We start from the raw sequence: 17,835 nt of genomic DNA, 5'->3' as shown, positions 1-17,835 counted from the left end.
GTTGCGTCCTGATTGGAAATAAATGAATCTTGCCGATTTGCGCATCTTCGTCAGCGTGGCGCGCAGCCCGTCGCTGGCGGCGGCCGCACTGGAATCCCATCTTACGCCGTCCGCCGTTTCCAAAGCCCTGAAGCGGCTCGAGGAAAACGTTGGCATGCCGCTGTTCGACCGCAGTGCCAAGGCCCTGGTGTTGAACCAGTCGGGCACTTTCCTGCTGTCGCGTGCGCAAACGCTGTTGGCGCTGGCCGACCAGGCGCGGGAGGACTTGCAGGGCGGCCTCGCCGCCATCGATTGCCGGGTAGGCGGACCGGCCGTGCTGCTGTGGCGCCACGGCCGGGCGATGGGCGAGGCCTTGCAAGCGTGGCCGCAAGCGAGCCTGCGCATGCAGGCCATGTTCGAGGACGAGGCGTTGGCGGCGCTGGCGCGCGGCGACCTCAATGCGGCCATTGTGACGCGCGAGGCGATCGACGGGCGCGGCGAACACTGGTCGGAGGCATGGTCGGTGACGCCGCTGGGCAGCGTCGTGCAGCACCTGGTGGGCGGCGTGGCGCATCCGCTGGTGCAGCAGCTGGCTGCTGCCGGCGGCCGGCGCCAGGTGCCAGCCGGGGAGGCTTTACAGGCAAGCACGGCGCAGGTACTGGCGCACGATTTTGCCTGTCCGCCGCGCTCAATGTTCTGCGGCGTGCAGCGCGGCGCCCGGTCCGATGGCTGGCGCGACGACCAGCTGCCGCGCAAGATCCGCTATTGGACCGACGATATCCACCTGTTGCTTGGCTTCGTCAAATCCGGCGCCGCACTGGCGTACCTGCCGGATTTCGCACTGGAAGACGAAGAATTGGTGCGCATCCATGTCAGCGATTGCGCCTACCAATGCGTGGAGCAGGTGGCGCTGGTGTGGAACCGGGCGCACGCCGCCGAATGGATGCACCAGCTTGCTGGTGTACTGGCCTAGCAGCTCATTTCAACTCGGCCGGCACTTTGCCGCCGTTTTCCGCCAGCTTGTTCATGACCTGCTTGTGCAGCCAGATATTCATCGCGGCGGAGTCCCCGGTATCGCCGGAGTAATGCAGCTCGTGCGCGAGCTCTTTGCGTGCCGCCAGGCTGGAGTCGAGGTCGAGCAGCTTGAGCAGGTCAACGATAGAAGTGCGCCAGTTCAATGGCTGGCCGGCGCTGGCGGCCTTTTCGTTGAGGATGGCTTCGACATCGACCGCGGCCGTGGCGGCCGGCGCCGCTGCTGCTGCCGCTGCTTGTGCCGCTGGTGCGGCAGGCGTGGCTGCTGGCGCGGTGGAAGGCGCACCAGAGGCCGGCGGTGGTGCGGCCTCTTGGTGCGACGACGGGAAAATCTTGTGGAAAATATTGCTCAGGATGCCCATGATTGCCTCGCTTTCGATTGCGTGAAAGCTTAACAAGCATGGGCGCCGCGCAAAGTGCGTTGCTTAACTTTTAGCGCGAGGTGATTTCCACGCCGCCCATATTATCGTCCGGCTTGCGGTCGATCAGCTTATTGTCCGGGTCGATGCCGGCCCTGGCCGGGCGGCCCGTTACCACCAGCTTGAAGGTCGATTCGCTGCGCTCTATCAGCCTGCGTTCGCGCAGCAGGGCGTTGCCGTCCTTGTCGTCCACGCCGATGTCGATCAGGTCGTGCACGGGAATTTCCTTTTCCGCGCCCAGTTCGTCGGAGCGCAGTTTGGCCGCGTGAACCGTCAGCGTCAGGTCGTACTTGCCGTCTGCGCGCTTGGCCGCGCTGGCCTCCACCATGCGGTTGTCGAACAGGATGATGTCGTTGAACAGGTCGTCCACCAGGTAGGCCTGCTCCGGCGGCACCATCTTGCGCAAGCCGTCCACCAGCACCGTCACGCTCGGGTAGGGAGTGCCGTGGTAGGCGTATTTGCGCAGCAGCTCGGCCAGCAGCTCGTTGACCTTCGCCTCGCCGACGATGTCGGCCAGCAGGTACATGGCCAGGCTGCCCTTGTGGTAGTGGATGTAGCCCTGGTCTTCGTTGTCCGCCAGCGGCAGCTCCTTCTTGTTTTCGGTGGCGCGGCCGAACAGGTATTTGTTCAGGTCATAGCGCAGGAAGCGGCGCATGCGCTGCGGGCCGAAGCTTTTCTTCATCACCATCAGCGCCGAATACTCGGCCAGGGTTTCGCTCAGCACCGTGGCGCCGCGCGTGTTGCCGCCCACAAGCTGGTGGGCCCACCACTGGTGCGCCACTTCGTGCGCCGTGACATAGGTCGGGTAGTCGATGTCTTTCGGGTTTTTGTCGTCCACCTTGGCGATAAAGCCCACCGCCTCGGAAAACGGGATGGTGTTCGGGAACGATTGCGCAAAGCGCTCGTAGCGCGGGAATTCCACGATACGCACGATCTTGTGCTGGTAAGGGCTGAAGTTGCGCGTGTAGTAGTCGAGCGAATCCTTGACGCCTTTGACCATGCGGTCAAGGTTGTACTCGTGGCCCGGCTGGTAGTAAATCTCGATGCCCACGTCCTGCCACCAGTCGTGCTTGACCGCGTAGCGCGCCGACTGGAAGGCATAGAAGTTCAGGATCGGTTGATCCATCTTGTAATGGAAATAGCGGCGGCCGTTCTTGCGCCATTCCTTCACCAGCGTGCCCGGCGCCACCGCGGTCTGGTCGCCTGACGTGCCCAGCGTCGCTTCAAAGCCGACCCAGTCGGCGTCGGTGCCGATATAGTTGCTGGCCAGCCCTTTGGGATCGTCACGCGGCAGTGCGCGTTCCTGGGCCGGCAGGCCGTGCTTCTTGCGGTCGCGCGGGTCCGTCAGTTCGGCGTGGCGCTGATAGCCGATGTGCGGCAGGACGGTGTTGTTGAAGAAGGTGCCGTTGTTCATGACCGGCGTGGTCTTGCCCAGGTTGAAGAATCCCTTCGGCTCGTAGCTCAGGACGAAATCCAGGGTGATTTTCTCGCCCGGCTGCAGCGGCTGGTCCAGGCGGTAGCTGTAGAAGCCCAGTTCCGTGTCGTTCAGCACGCGGTGCGCGGCACGGCCGAAAGTCAGCGGCTGCAGGCTGGCGTCGGTATCCTGCTGCACGTAGATGGTGCCGATGGCCTGCGCGGTCTTGTTCTCCAGCTGGTACCGGCCTTTGACTTTCAGCGTGCGCTGCTCCGGATACATGTCGAGCCCCAGCTTCACATCGGTAATGCGCGGCTGCGCCACGTCCAGCAGCTGTTTGTACTTGCGCTCATAATCGGCGCGCAGCGCGTCGTGGCCGAAGGCCGTCTTGAAGTTGCTGGCGCACAGGTTGTAGGCCAATACACCGCCGGCGCCGAGGAAGACCGCCAGGCCGAAGCCGAAGCTGGCCAGCACCGGCATGCTCAGCGCACGGCGCGCCAGGCTGACGCGCTGGCGCCATTCTTCATTGGTGCCGCGCTGCCAGAACACCACGGTCAGCACCACCAGCATGACGGCGGCGCCCGACCAGTACAGCTCATACCAGCGCTCGCGCACCATAAAGTGGCCGAAGCCGTTCATGTCCGAGTAGGGCAGTTCCGGCGTCACGCCGTACATCACCATCGGATGGTCGAGGCCCAGGGTGGCAAAAGTGAGCGTCGCCACGTAGTAGACGATCATCACGAAGTAGCCCACGTATTTGTGGTTCACCAGCACCTGGACCGCAATCGCCAGCACCGCGATGAAGATGCAGCTGGGCAGCTGCACCGTGAACAGCCATTGGAAATACAGCCCCGGCTGCAGGCTGAAATAGCCCTTGAACAGCTGGATCGACATCCCGACCAGCATGACGATGAACAGCAGCAGCACCTGCACGCCGATCAGGCCGAGCAGCTTGGACAGAATGGGCAGCCAGCTTGGCACCGGCATCGCGTCCAGCATCTGCGCCATGCGGTGCTCGCGTTCGCGCCATACCATTTCACCCGCGTAGAAGGTGGTCACCACCAGCATGAAGAGCGAGAAGGTATTGGTCACCAGTTCCAGCACCTGGTAGGTGACGGGGTAGGTGCCGGTACCGAATATGGCGCCCATGTCCAGCGAACCCGCGTACATGGTCAGCACGCCGGCCAGCACAATGACGAAGAAGTAGACGTTCTTGGCGGTCTCGCGCAGGTTCAGGTAGCTGAAGCGCATCAGCAGCAGGCCAAGGCTGCGCGCCTTGAAGTCCGGCTTTTCGCTGGTCGAAATGGCGGCCTGGGTCAGGCTGACCGGCATATCGCTATCGCTGCGCGCCGCGGCGCCGCTGTCCACGGTGCTGACGAAATGGAAGCGCCAGTAGCCGAGCAGCAGCGCCACCAGGGCAAAGGAAGACCAGATCGCGCGGTTCAGCAGGAAGACGCCTTCCGGCAGCACCATGCGCACATTGCGCTCGGCAATCGGCCAGTATTCGGTCAGGCGGATGACGGCGGTGGTGCCGAAGGGATCGATCAGCGCGGCCAGGGTCTTGTAATCGAGGTCGCGCGCCAGGCCCGGCGCCACGATATAGCCGACCAGCATGACCACGCTGGATACGTACACCGGCAGCATGCGCCGCGTCAGCGCCGCCAGCACGAAGAAGATGGCGCCGAAAATGAACAGGTTGGGCAGCAGCGACAGCGCATATGGCGCCAGGTAATGCACCAGGTTGAATGGTCCCAGCCGGTCGGGATCGATGCCCGGCAGCTGGGTGCCGATCCAGATCCCAAGCGGGATCGAGGCGAACACCGCGCACAGCACCAGCCAGGCGCCGATGAAGCGGCCCATCATGTACTGGAATTTGTGGATCGGGGCCGAAAAGAAGAAATGGTGGGTCTCGTATTCGAAGTCCTGCTGCACCGCGCGGCCCATGACGGCGGCGATAATGATCACGCCCATCGATCCGAGGAAGGAAGAGGTCATCATGATCGAGCGCGGCGCGTTGATGAACACGCGGCCGCCGAACGTGACGATGGCTTCCTTGAACACGCCGCCCGCCGCCGCCATCCACAGCACGGCCAGCAGCATGAACATGCCGAAGTAGACCCAGGTCGACAGCAGCTTCAGGCGCTGCTTCGCTTCAAAAAGGGCGATGGCAAACATGGCGGCCCCGGTCAGTCGCAAGCCTGGCTGACGTCGTGGCGGCCGAGGATGGTCGCGAAGTACAGGTCTTCCAGGTCGCCCAGTGCTTCCTCGAAGCCGTCGCCCGGATCATCGTCGTTGTAGACGTGGATCAGGGTGCGGCCGGACATCAGGCGGGTCGAGATCACGGCGTGGCGCTGCTGGAAGTAGGCCAGCTCCTTCTTGTCGATGAAGCGTGCCCAAATCTTGCAGCTGACGTCATCGATCAATTGCTGGGTGGAGCCGGCCACCATCAGCTGGCCCTTGTTGATGATGGCCATGTTGGAACACAGGTCGGCCACGTCCGACACGATGTGGGTGGACAGGATGACGGTGCGGTCTTCGCCGATATCGGACAGCAGGTTGTGGAAGCGCACGCGCTCCTGCGGGTCGAGTCCGGCGGTCGGTTCGTCGACGATGATCAGTTTCGGATCGCCCAACAGGGCTTGCGCGATGCCGAAGCGCTGGCGCATGCCGCCCGAGAAGCCGCCCAGGCGCTGGTTGCGCACTTCGAACAGATTGGTCTGCTGCAGCAGGCCGTCCACCACTTCGCGCCGGCGGGAACGGTTGGACAAGCCTTTCAGGATCGCGAAATGGTCGAGCATTTCGTAGGCGGTGACTTTCGGATAGACACCGAAGTCTTGCGGCAGATAGCCCAGCAGGCGGCGGATTTCATCCTTTTCATCGAGCACATCGAGCTCGCCGAAAAACACCGAGCCGGAATCGCATTCCTGCAGGGTCGCCAGGGTTCGCATCAGGGTCGACTTGCCGGCGCCATTCGGGCCCAGCAGGCCAAACATGCCGGCGGGGATGGTCAGCGACACATTGTCGAGCGCGACCACGCCATTGGCGTAAGTCTTGGATAAATTCTTGATGCGCAATTCCATGGCTGCTCCGCTAACCCCTTTTCATATGGTGGCATTGTATTGAATGCTCGACATATCGGTTGCCCGTATGCGATAGCCCGCACATTCAGCGTCCCAGGATGCACTTTCCCGGGAACGAAAAAGCGGCTTCCTGCGTTGGTTTAGCGCTAAAGTTTCAAGGGTAGCAAGGTTGATACCCCGGCGCAAGGAACAAATCTGGATAAAATTGCTATATAGTTCAAAGCAATGCAAGTACACCACCCAAAACTCGACGCTGACGTGCAGGAGAAGATCCTGAGCGTGACCCGTTGCGGCCTGACGGCCAGCGAGTCCACGGGGTTTTTCCGCACCGCGCTCGGGCTGTACTACCTGGCCAGCCTGATGACCAAGGAGCAGCTTGATTTCCAGGCGCTCGACAAGGCTTTCAACCGATTCGTCTACCGCTCGCTCGGCGGCGGGCACAGCATGACCAGCATCCTGCAGTTCATGAGTGGCGGCAAGGTGGTGGACGTGCTGGAATCGCCGCGCTTCATGCGGGCGATGGCGGACTATCTGCCCGAAGTGCCGGTCGATTCCATTCCCTTCCTGCTTGGGCTGAACCTGGGCGTGGCGAAGGATATCTCGAAGATCGACGCGCGCGGCCCGGTGGCCGACTGGCTGGAAAAGCAGCGTATCTTGCGCGAAGGTTCATAAGCAACCTTGTGCTGCCGCTGCAGTTTTACTCGTCTGCCGGATTGGAGACGCAGGGTTTTTTCAATGAAAGCGCCGTGGCGCGACGATGGAGGTACAGGATTGTGGAGTTGGTGTTCATCGGTTTGATCGTTGTAATGGCATTGATAACAAAACTCGTGGCCAGGCTGCCAGGCCGCTACATGCTGCCATGGTGGCGTGCGTTTGCATTCAGCGTTTCGGTCACGCTGCTCTGGCTGATATTGTGGAGTCCGATATTCAAGCCGGCCCATACCGAAGTGCTGGCCGTGATGGTCTTGCTGGCACTGAACGCAAGTGCTGGCGCGCTGCTGCTCGCCAACCGGGACGATGAGCAGCCAAAGTATGCGATTGACCGTGGAATTGGCGCTGTGCTGGGCACCGTGACCGGACTGGTCGCCTGCGTGGCACCTTACCTTTTCCTGATCAATATCGATTTTCCACGGATCGGGTAAAGAACAGGGCAGGATGGGCGGCATATAATGTGCGCTTCCGAACTAGCTGGACGAACCACCATGAACCGCTACCATAATCCCCTCGACCGTTTCATCACTGGCGCCGACAAGGCCTTGCGCGTGCTGGCTGGCGTGCACTCGGCTTCGCGGCCGAATCCTGCGGCGCGGGCCGCCGATGCGGAGATGACGGAGCAGGAGCACCGCCATAGCGCGGGCCTGATGCGTGTGAACCATGTGGGGGAAGTGATGGCGCAGGCGTTGTACAACTCGCAGGCGCGTTTTGCCAAGAGCGACGAGGCGCGTGCGGCCTTCGATAAGGCTAGCCGCGAGGAAGAAGACCACCTGGCCTGGTGCGCTCAGCGTTTGTCAGAACTGGGCTCGCAGCCGAGCTTCCTGAATCCATTGTTCTATGCCGGCGCCTACGCGCTGGGCACAGCCGCTGCGCTGGCGGGGGATAAGCAAAGCCTGGGCTTTGTGGTGGAAACGGAGCGCCAGGTTGAAGCCCACCTGGCCAGCCATCTGGATCGACTGCCGCCGCAGGACGCCAAGTCCCGCGCTATCGTCGAGCAGATGCGCGTCGATGAAATCGCGCACGGCAAAGCTGCCGAAGACATGGGCGCGGAGAAGACGCCGCTGCCGATTCAACTGGCGATGAAGGTGATGTCGAAAGTCATGACGTCGACCACGTATTACGTTTAAATTGCCCCTACTGCTTTCAACGCCCAGCCAACAAGCATCGTCGCATAAGTAAATAACAGTCCCGCGTTCCGCTTCAGGAGTGCGATGCAAGCTCATGCGTAAGGGAGGCCTGGTATTCGGCCAGTGCTTGGGCACGTGGGGTGCCTTCGTTTTCCCAGGCGATCGCATTGTCGATACGCTTGATCACAAAAGGCAGCGTGGCGGCCCAGTCATCCTTGCGCATCAGGCGGCGGCTGGCGGAGACCATTTCGTCCGTGGGCGCGGCCTTCCAGCTGATATGGCGGACCAGGTTCAGCGCGAACGGCGGGCAGGTGAGCGATTCAAATGCCAGCGAAGCGACCTGGCGCGGCGAAAGCTGCAAGGCGCGGCGCTTGAACCATACATAGGCCAGGGCGACCAGCGCGGTGGAATAAAACAGCAAGATGCCGGCCGCCACTGCCAGATTGCCGTAGCGCGAAAACAGCCCCGCCGGGATCAGGCCGAACAAGGCCAGGGCCATCAGCCAGACCAGGGGCGCCAGTACTTTGTAGGGGCCGAAATGCGGCGGCGTCCAGCGCTGCGCCGGTTTGGGCGCCGCGTCCACCTGCTGCTTCCAGCGCATCGGGAAAACCGGGCGGTGCGGCAGCAGGGGATTGGGCACGAAGGGTTCCTTGCCGCGCAGGGTGTAATGCTCGGCGCCGAAATGCAGCGACCAGCGGCCACCGAGGGTGGCCGCCAGCACGCCTTCGTTCGCATGCAACAGCCGCGCCGAGTCGTACAGGTAGAGGCCAACCATGGCCGCTAACAGCAGGATTTCGGCGTGGAGGGCGATCAATTGCTGCTTTCCTTCTTCTTGAACAGCGATTTCAGGCCGGCCAGGGCCGCAACGCCACCCACGGCAACCAGCTTCCACATCTTCGCCAGGAACAGCGCCGCTGCGGCCCAGAAGCCCTTCTTGGTGGCGATCACGGCGGCGCCGCCGGTGATCAGTGCCGCCAGGCCGTATTCGGCAACGTGGTCGCCCGCCTTGAATTCAGAGTACTTCTCGCCGTCGTTATAGTCGAAACCGTCCAGGACCTTGCGGAAGCTGGTCACGTCGGCGTCCAGGGTTTCCGGCGAGGACACCAGAGTCGCGCTCATCACGCCGCTGCGGCCCAGCAGGCGGATGGTGTAGTTCAGGACGATGCCTTCGCTGTCGCGCAGTTTCAGGCCCCATTCCAGGCGCTTGGTCTTTTCGTCGTAGTGCGGCGGAACGTACCAGCCTTCGGTATGCAGTTCGCCCAGGCCCAGGCGCTTGCGCTCTTCGTTGGACGGGCCGTCGCCTTCCTTCAGGGTTTTCAGCAGCGCGTCGGCGTCGATCTTTTCGCCTTCCTTCACATAGCCGCTCGGGTCGAAGGAGAAGTCGGCCCACCAGCCGCCTTCGGTCTCGTACACGATGAAGTTGCCGTCATCGGGCAGATTGCCGGTCAGCTCCAGGAAGCGGCGCGAGTTTTTCTCGTCCAGGAACTGCACTTTGTCATTTGGCGTTTTCAGCGTGGCCTTGCCGGCGATCGCCTCGGCGCGCGGGCCGACGTGCCATTCCAGGCTGCTCATTGCATCCTTGCGCTGTTCCGGCGTCATGTCGCCCGCCATCGCAAACACCGGCAGGAGCGCGAGTGCAATTACCCAGTTACGTACCTTCATTGTTATTTCCCCGTGGAGTTATTTTGATAAACCCAACAGGATACCAGCGAAGGCAGGGGTGAAAATGCGCACTTTCTCACAAACGCAGGCTGCGCGCTATGGCGCCGGAGGCGGCGGCTTTCAGCAGGCGCTGAAATTTTGGGCATTCGGCATGGCTGGGGGCCGGGCAGGCGGCGGCATGGCGCAGGCCTTCGCTCATGGCTTTCAGGCGCCTGGCCAGCGTTTCGATCTGCTCTGCCTTGGCCAGCAGGAAAGCGCGGTCGATGGAGGTGCCGCCTTCGGGCGTGAACATGGCGCCGATTTCATCCAGCGACAGGCCGGCCGACTGGCCGAGCGAAATCAGGGCCAGCGTGTCCAGCACGGCGGGGGCGTAGGTGCGCCGCAGGCCGTTGCGGCCGGCCGGCGTGATCAGGCCCTTTTTCTCGTAATAGCGCAGGGCGGAGGCGGCGATGCCCGAGCGCTGGGCAACTTCGGCGATATCCATCGAAAATCCCTTGACTTGAAGTTGGCTTCAACTTCTACAGTGTGCACATCAACCTGGGAGATTGCAATGGAAATCATCATCATCGGCATCGGCGCCACCATCGTGTTCGATTTGTGGCTGGCCTTGCTCAAGCGGATGGGCGTGAAAACGATGAATATGGCCTTCATCGGCCGCTGGGCCGGGCATCTGGCGCAGGGGCGTTTTGCGCACGATTCGATTGCCGCGTCGCCGGCGGTCGGCGGCGAGCGGGCGCTGGGCTGGCTGGTGCATTACGCCACCGGCGTGGCGTTCGCGGCCGCCCTGGTGGCGGTGGCGGGGCAGGGTTGGCTGCATGCGCCCAGCGTGGGACCGGCACTTGCCGTCGGCATTGCCACCGTCGGCGCCCCCCTGTTCGTCATGCAGCCCGCGATGGGGCTGGGCGTGGCGTCCAGCAAGACCCCGGCGCCGCTGCAGAACTGCCTGCGCAGCCTGGCCAACCATACGGTGTTTGGCCTCGGCCTCTATCTGTCCGCTTTACTCACGAAGGGAATCACACCATGAAGAAAATCGCAGTCATCTACCACAGCGCCAATGGCCATACGGAGCATATCGCTTCGCAGATCGCCCAAGGCGCCGCCGGCGTGGCGGGCGCCGAAGTGCATGTGCTGAAAGCGTCGGAGCTGGCGGCCGCGCCGGAAGCGCTGCTGCAATACGAGGGCGTCCTGCTTGGCTCGCCGACCTACCTGGGCGGCGTGTCGGGCGTGTTCAAAACCTTCATGGACGCCACCGGCAAGATGTGGCGCACGCAGCAGCTGAAGGGCAAGCTGGCGGGCGGTTTTACGGTGTCTTCGCTGCCGGCGGGCGACAAGCAGTCGACGCTGGTGTCGATGTTCACCTTCTGCATGCAGCACGGGATGATCTGGGCCGGCAACCCGATCCTGCCAGAGCAGCATGCGGGCGTGCCTTACGAGGAAGCGGCGAACCGCCTGGGGTCGTGGTCCGGCCTGATGGCGCAGGCCGGCCACGGCTCGGCGGCAAACGATTTCGCCGCCGGGGATATCAAGACTGCCCGCATGTTCGGGCAGGGTTTTGCCGAGACGCTGCTCAGGCTTCGATAATCTCGAAGCTGTGGGTGATCTGCGCCGTCTTGGCCAGCATGATGCTGGCGGAGCAGTATTTGTCGTGCGACAGGGTGATGGCGCGGTCGACCACTTCCGGCTTCAAGTCCTTGCCGGTGACGGTGAAGTGGAAATTAATCTTGGTGAAGACCTTGGGCTCGCTCTCGGCGCGCTCGGCCTGCAGAGTCACGTCGCAGCCGCGTACATCGGCGCGGCCCTTTTTCAGGATCAGTACCACGTCGTAGGCGGTGCAGCCGCCGGTGCCGAGCAGCACCATCTCCATCGGGCGCGGCGCCAGGTTATGGCCGCCGCCTTCCGGCGCGCCGTCCATGGCAACCATATGGCCAGAACCCGTCTGGGCGCGGAAACTCATGCCCGATGGGCCATTCCAGCTGACTTTCACTTCCATCGACTTTTCTCCGTAAAATGCGTCCGGGCATTATACGGTCATCATGTATTTCTCGCTCTTCATGCGCCGCTCGGTATACCAGACGCACAGCATGGCCAGCAGCAGGCTGCTGAAGAAGGTTTGCAGGAAGGGCAGCATGCCGATGCTCTGGCCCTTGGCCAGCTCGCGCAGCAAGGTCTGGTTGGACAGCACGGGCACCATATACATCCACCAGCTGTTGGTCAGGTTCATCATCGGCACCAGGATCACCGGCACCAGCGGCACGATCATGGTGAAGCTGACCAGGGTCTGCGCTTCCTTGAAGGAGCGGGCGTTGATCGCCAGCGCGATCTCCAGCGCCGCCGCGAACAGCGACAGGGTGGCCGACGCCAGGCAGACCATGGCCAGGTCGCGCCAGCCCAGGCGCCAGGACAGGCCGATTTCCTCCAGCGGCAGCCATTTCAGGATGCCGTGCGCTATCGCCAGCTCCAGCGTGATGCCGACGATGGACAGCAGCGACGCCGCCAGCCATTTGCCGACGATCAGGTCGGCGGCCCGCACCGGCTGCGCCATCAGCACTTCCAGCGATCGCCGTTCGCGCTCGCCGGCCGTGCTGTCGACCGCGGTGCTCATGCAGAACATGAAGGCGGGAATGAAGAAGATGCCGAGCATGGTGCTGATGGTGTTGGCCGAGCGCGAGGCGCTGGTGCCGGCATCGTAGCGCTGCACCAGCACCGGGTTTAGGTTCACGGGCGAGACCCCGTGGGCCAGCAGGCGCGCGCTGGCGATGTTGCGGCTGTAGTCGCGCAGCACCATTTCCACTTCCTCGACCTTGCGCGAGCTGTCCGCGGCGGAGTCGAACCACAGCTCGACCCGCGCCGGGCGCATGGCGTGGTAGTTATCGGCGAACTCCGGCGTCAGGCGCAGCACGGCCGTCACGGTTTGGCGCCGCAGCAGGGCATTGATCTGCTCCTCGTCCATGGCCTCCAGCTCGGTGATCGTCACATTGCGCTGGCGCAGCTGGTTCATCAGGGTGGGCGCCTGCTCGCTGCCGATCACCGCCAGTTCGACGCCCTCGCGTTCGGGCTTGGTGGCGCGGTCGATCTGGCGCTGCAGCATCATGCCCACCAGGATGGGATACATCAGCACGAACAGCAGCAAGAGGCTGAGGGCGCGGCGGTCGCGCAAGGTTTCCACTAACTCCTTGCGCAGCACGATGGGAAATTTCATCCTCATAATTCAATCCCTTCTTCGGTGCCGACCAGGCGTACGAAAGCGTCTTCCAGGCTTGGCAGTCCAGCCTGTTCACAGAGCTGCTGCGGCGTGCCTTGCGTGACCGTGGTGCCGCCGGCAATCACGATCACATCGTCGCAGGAATGGATCACCTCCTGCATCACGTGGGTGGCCATGATGACGCAGCAGCCGTCTGCTTTCAGCGCCGCCAGGGCGCGGCGCAGGGCGCGCGTGCTCATCACGTCGAGACCGCGGCTGGGCTCATCGAGCAGCAGGTGGCGCGGGCGGTGCAGCAGGGTGCGCGCCAGGGCGACCTTGATGCGCTGGCCCTGCGAGAAGCCCTTGGCGCGGCGGTCGATGATGTCTTCCAGCGACAGCAATTCCGTCACTTCGCGCGTGCGCTGGTCGATGGCCGCTTCCTGCATGTCGTTCAGTTCGCCGAAATAGCGCAGGTATTCGCGCGTCGTCAGGCGTTCGTACAGTCCGAACTGGTCGGTCAGCACGCCGACATTGCGGCGCACCGCCATCGGGTCGACGGCCGGATCGACGCCGTCGATGGAAATGGTGCCGTGGTCGCGCTGCAGCAGGCCGACCAAGGTGCGCAGCAAGGTGGTTTTGCCGGCGCCGTTTGGACCCAGCAGGGCGGTGATGATGCCGTCGCGGGCGGTGAAGCTGGCGCCGGCCAGGGCCTGCACCTTGCCGAAGCGCTTGCAGAGGTTTTGGACTTCGATCATGGCTGCGGTCCTGCGCTGTTCAGTTGGAAGGTGGGGGCGGGAATCTCGTTGAGGCAGTCGGCCTTCAGCGGCTCGGCAGGCTGGTCGAGGAAGGTGCGCAGCAGGCGCGGCGCGCAGCCGAGCGGGGAAACGATATGGCCGCCGTTCTTCACGATCAGGTGCTGGGCATGCTTCATGTATTTGCGCGCGGCTTCGGCGCGGCGCGGCGGCGTGACCGGATCCAGTGCGCCCGAGAGCAGCAGGACCGGCGCCGTAATGGTCGACGGCTCCTGGTACGGCACGGCTGGCACGGCCATGCTTTCGCACATCTTGCCGATGCGCGTGATCTGCGGCGCACCGAGGAAGGAGCCCTTGGTGTCCTCCTCCAGCAGCTGCGGCGTCAGGCGCGGGTAGTCTTCGGCGCAGACCACCGCCAGGTGCAGCGGCATGGCCGGTCCGCCGTCGGAGGCGAAGTCGCGCGACACATTGCTGCGCGCGATGAAGGGCTGCCAGCGGTCCTGGTAGGCGCTGTGGATCAGGAAGGGCAGGCGCCGGCTGTCGGATTGCGAATACAGGATGTTATGCACGGTGCCCAGGAAGCGCATGCTGGTCATCTGGACCTTGCTGCTCTCCGCCGTGCGCGGATCGGGCAGGGTCAGCGACTGCGGCGATTTGGCCAGGCGCGCCGCCAGCGCGTCGAACTCGGAGCGCAGGCCGGGGAAGGCGCTGGCGCAGGCGGTATCGTTGCCGCATTGGCGGAACAGGGCCTCCAGCGCGGCCTGCGCATCGTGGGCGCCGGCCGGCACCACCTGGTCGGGCGCCGCCACGCCATCCAGCACCAGGGAGCGCACGCTGCCCGGGAACAGGCGGGCATAGGCCTGGGCCAGGCGGCTGCCGTAGGAGCCCCCCCACAGGTTGATGCGGCCATAGCCGAGCGCGCCGCGCACCGCTTCGATGTCGCGCGCGGCCTGCTCGGTGGTGTACAGGTTGAGCGGCTTGTTCAGGCCTTGGATGCAGCTGCGGGTCTCCGCCAGCAGCTCATCTTCTGTTGCCGTTTCGGAATTCTTGCCGGGTTTGCAATCGAGTTTGCCGGACAATCCCGTGCCGCGCTGGTCGATCAGGACGATGTCGCGCGTGGCGCGCACCTTGCGGAAGGTGCTGTTCAGCAGGGGCACCAGGTCGGAGCCCGCTTCGCCCGGGCCGCCGGCCAGCAGGAACAGCGGGTCGCGCCGGGCCGTTTCACGCAGGGCGGAGGCGACGGCCACGTGCAGGGTGAGGGTGGCGCCGGGCGCATGGTGGTCCAGCGGCACGGCCAGGCGGACACACTTCAGGGATTCTTCCGTGCCGGGGAGGTGGCAATCTTTGCCGGGCTGGGCCATAGCCAGGACGGGCGCCAGCATCAGTGCCAGCAGGGGCGATCGCATGGCCGTCTCCTCTTGTGATTCCGGGGTTCCATAGTAGCCCGGCAATATCTGCTTAGCAACGGAAACGCGGTACAGTGCGGGGTTGACCCAACGGCTCGGGACGGGCTATAATCGTCAGCTTTCCTTTTCGCTCGGGAAAAGCAAACAAGAAGGCTGCGTCCGCTGAAGTACAGGGGCGGAACCACCGATAGAGCGTTTTTACATCTTTCACAGAAAGTTCAAACATGAAAACTTTTTCCGCTAAGGGCCATGAAGTCCAGCGCGATTGGTTCGTGATTGACGCGACGGACAAAGTCCTCGGCCGTGTTGCCAGCGAAGTGGCACGCCGACTGCGCGGCAAGCATAAGCCAGAATTCACCCCTCACGTTGACACCGGCGACTTCATCGTTGTCGTGAACGCAGGCAAACTGCGCGTGACCGGTACCAAAGCAACCGAGAAGACCTACTACCGTCACTCCGGTTACCCAGGCGGCATCTACGAGACCAACTTCCTGAAAATGCAACAGCGTTTCCCAGGCCGTGCTCTGGAAAAGGCCGTTAAAGGCATGCTGCCAAAAGGCCCACTGGGCTACGCCATGATCAAGAAGCTGAAAGTGTACGCTGAGGGTTCCCACCCACACGCTGCCCAGCAACCTAAAGCACTCGAATTCTAAGGAACTGACATGATCGGTAACTACAACTACGGCACCGGCCGTCGCAAGAGTGCAGTTGCTCGCGTGTTCATCAAAGCTGGCACCGGCCAGATCATCGTGAACGGCAAGCCAGCAGCTGAGTACTTCTCCCGTGAAACCGGCCTGATGGTGATCCGTCAGCCGCTGGAACTGACCGGCAACGTTGAACGTTTCGACATCAAAGTCAACGTGCACGGCGGCGGCGAGTCCGGCCAGGCAGGTGCAGTGCGTCACGGTATCACCCGCGCACTGATCGACTACGATGCAGGCCTGAAGGGCGATCTGGCACGTGCCGGCTTCGTCACTCGCGATGCTCGTGAAGTTGAACGTAAAAAAGTTGGTCTGCGCAAAGCACGTCGCGCCAAGCAGTTCTCGAAGCGTTAATCTTTACGCTCTCGACCAAAAAGCCGCTGGATTCCAGCGGCTTTTTTGTTTTTTAGAACCGGTAAACCAATGTCGGGCCCGCGGGGGCAGGCACTCGGCCAGCGACCGCCGCATTCCAGGTGTCGGACCCTGCGGGTCAGACACCGCTTTGCCGGTTTTGATAAAATGACCCCCTTACCTAAACAAACCTCGCAAGGAAGAAAACATGATCAAAGTAGGCATCGTCGGCGGCACTGGTTACACGGGTGTGGAACTGCTGCGACTGTTAGCCGCACACCCTGAAGCCGAACTGACCGCGATCACGTCGCGCAAAGAGGACGGCTTGCCGGTGGCTGAGATGTATCCTTCCCTGCGCGGCCGCGTGAATATCGCCTTCTCCTCGCCGGACAAGGTCGACCTGACCCAGTGCGACGTCGTCTTCTTCGCCACCCCGCACGGCGTCGCCATGGCGCAAGCCCCGGAACTGCTGGCCAAAGGCGTGAAAGTGATCGACCTGGCGGCGGACTTCCGCATCAAGGACCGCGCCGTGTTCGAAAAGACGTACAAGATCGACCACACCGCGCCCGAGCTGCTGGAGCAAGCCGTCTACGGCCTGCCGGAACTGAACCGCGAAGACATCAAGAAAGCGAAGCTGATCGCCAACCCGGGCTGCTACCCGACCACCATGCAGCTGGGCTTCGTGCCGCTGCTGAAGGCCGGCCTGATCGATGCCGGCCACCTGATCGCCGACTGCAAGTCCGGTGTCTCCGGCGCCGGCCGCAAAGCCGAAATCGGCACCCTGTTCTCGGAATCGTCGGACAATTTCAAGGCCTACGGCGTGAGCGGTCACCGCCACACCCCGGAAACGGCGGCCCAGCTGCAGCGCTACACCAGCGAGAAGGTCAACCTGATCTTCACCCCGCACCTGACCCCGATGATCCGCGGCATGCACTCGACCCTGTACGCGCGCCTGACCAAGGACGTGACGAACGAAGCGCTGCAAACACTGTTCGAAGAAGCCTACGCCGACCAACCGTTCGTGGATGTGATGCCATGGGGCTCGCACCCGGAAACCCGCAGCACCCGCGGCGCCAATATGCTGCGCCTGGCGCTGCACCGTCCGGGCGACGGCGACACCCTGATCGTGCTGGTGGTGCAGGACAACCTGGTCAAGGGCGCATCCGGCCAAGCCGTGCAGTGTATGAACCTGATGTTCGGCCTGGACGAAGGCCTGGGCCTGCAAACCATCGCCCTGATGCCGTAAGTGGAAGCGGGCATGGAGCAGGTGCGCGCGCCGATGCTGGTGCGCGTGCTCGGCCTGGCCGCCGTCCTGGTCGCCAGCGGCGTGCTGGTGGTGTGGGGCGTGGACCTGGGCAAGCGCGTGATTGGCGTCTCGAGCGGCGAATCCGGCCCATCGGTCGCCAGGCAGCTCGCCGCGTCGGAACTGGAACTGGCCCGCGTGACCGCCGAGCGCGACGCGCTGACTGAAAAACTGAAGGCGGCCCAGCAGGCGCCCGCGCCGTTGCCGGCGGTCGCTGATGCCGAACTGGCAAAATTGACTGCCGACCTGGCCTTGCTGGAAAAAGCGCTGCCGCCGGCGGAGCCCGGTTCCGGCCTGGACATCATCGGCATGCAAGCGCGCATGGCTACGCCAAAACTCTTGCATTACACGGTCTTGCTCCAATATGGGGCGAAGAAGAAGGGCCCATCCGCCTTTGCCGGCCAGCTCAAGCTGGCGGTCGCCGTGCTCCAGGATGGCAAGAAGGCGGTGCTCGAATACCCGAAAGAGGGCGCTGAGCGCTACGACTTGAAAGTGGACCGCTACCAGCGCGTCGACGGCACGCTGGAATTGCCGGAAGGCGCCAAAGCGGTGGCGGTCAAGGTCAGTCTGTCGGAAAAAGGAAAGGTCGTTGTTCATGACACAACGACCGTGCGCGGCCTCTAAGAGGCTGTTTCAAAATGGGCGTGGCTAGGCGCAGCGACGAAGGCAGTGCGCCTGCACGGCAAGGAGCTGCAACAACGCCATGGCCATTTT

General features: G+C 63.2%; 20 protein-coding genes. 10 read left to right on the top strand and 10 right to left on the bottom strand.

Annotation, left to right across the window (positions count from 1 at the left end):
* Positions 1 to 22 precede the first annotated feature (22 nt).
* Positions 23 to 952, top strand: coding sequence for a LysR family transcriptional regulator (locus tag H597_RS0111755; protein ID WP_028102320.1), 930 nt, complete (start codon positions 23 to 25; stop codon positions 950 to 952).
* 4 nt (positions 953 to 956) lie between these two features.
* Here the strand turns inward: H597_RS0111755 and H597_RS0111750 are convergent, their stop codons facing one another.
* From H597_RS0111750 to H597_RS0111740, 3 genes are all read right to left on the bottom strand, one after another.
* Positions 957 to 1,373 carry a DUF3597 domain-containing protein gene (locus H597_RS0111750; protein WP_028102319.1) on the bottom strand — a complete coding sequence of 139 codons (417 nt, stop codon included), beginning with the start codon at positions 1,371 to 1,373 and terminating at the stop codon, positions 957 to 959.
* 70 nt (positions 1,374 to 1,443) lie between these two features.
* Positions 1,444 to 5,019, bottom strand: a complete 3,576-nt coding sequence (locus H597_RS0111745; RefSeq protein ID WP_028102318.1) for an ABC transporter permease/M1 family aminopeptidase — start codon at positions 5,017 to 5,019, stop codon at positions 1,444 to 1,446.
* Positions 5,020 to 5,030: 11 nt separating this feature from the next.
* Positions 5,031 to 5,924, bottom strand: coding sequence for an ABC transporter ATP-binding protein (locus tag H597_RS0111740; protein WP_028102317.1), 894 nt, complete (start codon positions 5,922 to 5,924; stop codon positions 5,031 to 5,033).
* 225 nt (positions 5,925 to 6,149) lie between these two features.
* On the opposite strand from H597_RS0111740, the gene H597_RS0111735 reads away from it, so the two are divergent.
* The 3 genes from H597_RS0111735 to coq7 are packed head-to-tail and all read left to right on the top strand — an operon-like array spanning position 6,150 to position 7,765.
* The gene (locus tag H597_RS0111735) at positions 6,150 to 6,596 is read left to right on the top strand and encodes a hypothetical protein (RefSeq protein WP_035373930.1); all 447 of its coding nucleotides are present in this window, start codon (positions 6,150 to 6,152) and stop codon (positions 6,594 to 6,596) included.
* Positions 6,597 to 6,604: 8 nt separating this feature from the next.
* A complete protein-coding gene (locus tag H597_RS0111730; RefSeq protein ID WP_154668069.1) occupies positions 6,605 to 7,066 on the top strand; it encodes a hypothetical protein in 462 nt (153 codons plus the stop codon).
* A gap of 60 nt (positions 7,067 to 7,126) precedes the next feature.
* Positions 7,127 to 7,765, top strand: a complete 639-nt coding sequence (coq7, locus tag H597_RS0111725) for a 2-polyprenyl-3-methyl-6-methoxy-1,4-benzoquinone monooxygenase (RefSeq protein WP_028102314.1) — start codon at positions 7,127 to 7,129, stop codon at positions 7,763 to 7,765.
* 73 nt (positions 7,766 to 7,838) lie between these two features.
* On the opposite strand, the gene H597_RS0111720 is transcribed toward coq7, so the two are convergent.
* The 3 genes from H597_RS0111720 to H597_RS30600 form a co-directional block, all read right to left on the bottom strand.
* On the bottom strand, positions 7,839 to 8,579 hold the full coding sequence (locus H597_RS0111720) for a hypothetical protein (RefSeq protein ID WP_028102313.1): 741 nt from the start codon (positions 8,577 to 8,579) through the stop codon (positions 7,839 to 7,841).
* Positions 8,576 to 9,427, bottom strand: a complete 852-nt coding sequence (locus H597_RS30605) for a DUF2167 domain-containing protein (RefSeq protein ID WP_051293714.1) — start codon at positions 9,425 to 9,427, stop codon at positions 8,576 to 8,578. The genes H597_RS0111720 and H597_RS30605 overlap by 4 nt, the downstream gene beginning before the upstream one ends.
* 76 nt (positions 9,428 to 9,503) lie before the next feature.
* On the bottom strand, positions 9,504 to 9,911 hold the full coding sequence (locus H597_RS30600; protein WP_035373928.1) for a helix-turn-helix domain-containing protein: 408 nt from the start codon (positions 9,909 to 9,911) through the stop codon (positions 9,504 to 9,506).
* A gap of 66 nt (positions 9,912 to 9,977) precedes the next feature.
* On the opposite strand from H597_RS30600, the gene H597_RS0111705 reads away from it, so the two are divergent.
* Both H597_RS0111705 and H597_RS0111700 read left to right on the top strand, forming a co-directional pair.
* A complete protein-coding gene (locus H597_RS0111705; RefSeq protein WP_035373925.1) occupies positions 9,978 to 10,451 on the top strand; it encodes a DUF2938 domain-containing protein in 474 nt (157 codons plus the stop codon).
* Positions 10,448 to 11,008 (top strand): flavodoxin family protein, encoded by a 561-nt coding sequence (locus tag H597_RS0111700; protein WP_028102311.1) that lies wholly within the window; start codon positions 10,448 to 10,450, stop codon positions 11,006 to 11,008. Before H597_RS0111705 ends, H597_RS0111700 begins: the two co-directional genes overlap by 4 nt.
* Here the strand turns inward: H597_RS0111700 and H597_RS0111695 are convergent.
* Genes H597_RS0111695 through H597_RS0111680 form a run of 4 tightly spaced genes read right to left on the bottom strand, consistent with a single transcriptional unit; the run spans position 10,995 to position 14,766 of the window.
* Entirely contained in the window at positions 10,995 to 11,417 is a 423-nt protein-coding gene (locus H597_RS0111695; RefSeq protein ID WP_028102310.1) for an OsmC family protein, read from the bottom strand. The two genes, H597_RS0111700 and H597_RS0111695, sit on opposite strands and share 14 nt — an antisense overlap.
* Positions 11,418 to 11,447: 30 nt before the next feature.
* Positions 11,448 to 12,626 (bottom strand): ABC transporter permease, encoded by a 1,179-nt coding sequence (locus H597_RS0111690; protein WP_229632152.1) that lies wholly within the window; start codon positions 12,624 to 12,626, stop codon positions 11,448 to 11,450.
* Positions 12,627 to 12,628: 2 nt separating this feature from the next.
* Positions 12,629 to 13,363 (bottom strand): ABC transporter ATP-binding protein, encoded by a 735-nt coding sequence (locus H597_RS0111685; protein ID WP_028102308.1) that lies wholly within the window; start codon positions 13,361 to 13,363, stop codon positions 12,629 to 12,631.
* Complete coding sequence (locus tag H597_RS0111680; protein ID WP_028102307.1) at positions 13,360 to 14,766, bottom strand: alpha/beta hydrolase; 1,407 nt, start codon at positions 14,764 to 14,766, stop codon at positions 13,360 to 13,362. The genes H597_RS0111685 and H597_RS0111680 overlap by 4 nt, the downstream gene beginning before the upstream one ends.
* A gap of 224 nt (positions 14,767 to 14,990) precedes the next feature.
* Between H597_RS0111680 and rplM the strand changes: the two genes are divergently transcribed.
* The 4 genes from rplM (at position 14,991) to H597_RS0111660 (ending at position 17,745) form a co-directional block, all read left to right on the top strand.
* On the top strand, positions 14,991 to 15,419 hold the full coding sequence (rplM, locus tag H597_RS0111675) for a 50S ribosomal protein L13 (protein ID WP_028102306.1): 429 nt from the start codon (positions 14,991 to 14,993) through the stop codon (positions 15,417 to 15,419).
* 9 nt (positions 15,420 to 15,428) lie between these two features.
* Positions 15,429 to 15,821, top strand: coding sequence for a 30S ribosomal protein S9 (gene rpsI, locus H597_RS0111670; RefSeq protein WP_028102305.1), 393 nt, complete (start codon positions 15,429 to 15,431; stop codon positions 15,819 to 15,821).
* Between the two features lie 205 nt (positions 15,822 to 16,026).
* Positions 16,027 to 17,064: an N-acetyl-gamma-glutamyl-phosphate reductase gene (gene argC, locus H597_RS0111665; RefSeq protein WP_028102304.1), complete on the top strand. Its 1,038-nt coding sequence runs from the start codon at positions 16,027 to 16,029 to the stop codon at positions 17,062 to 17,064.
* Between the two features lie 12 nt (positions 17,065 to 17,076).
* Positions 17,077 to 17,745, top strand: a complete 669-nt coding sequence (locus tag H597_RS0111660; protein ID WP_028102303.1) for a DUF6776 family protein — start codon at positions 17,077 to 17,079, stop codon at positions 17,743 to 17,745.
* Positions 17,746 to 17,835: the final 90 nt, after the last annotated feature.

Source organism: Pseudoduganella violaceinigra DSM 15887 (assembly GCF_000425385.1).
In the GTDB taxonomy this organism is placed as follows: Bacteria; Pseudomonadota; Gammaproteobacteria; order Burkholderiales; family Burkholderiaceae_D; genus Rugamonas; species Rugamonas violaceinigra.
This window is presented reverse-complemented; position numbering and strand designations above follow the sequence as displayed.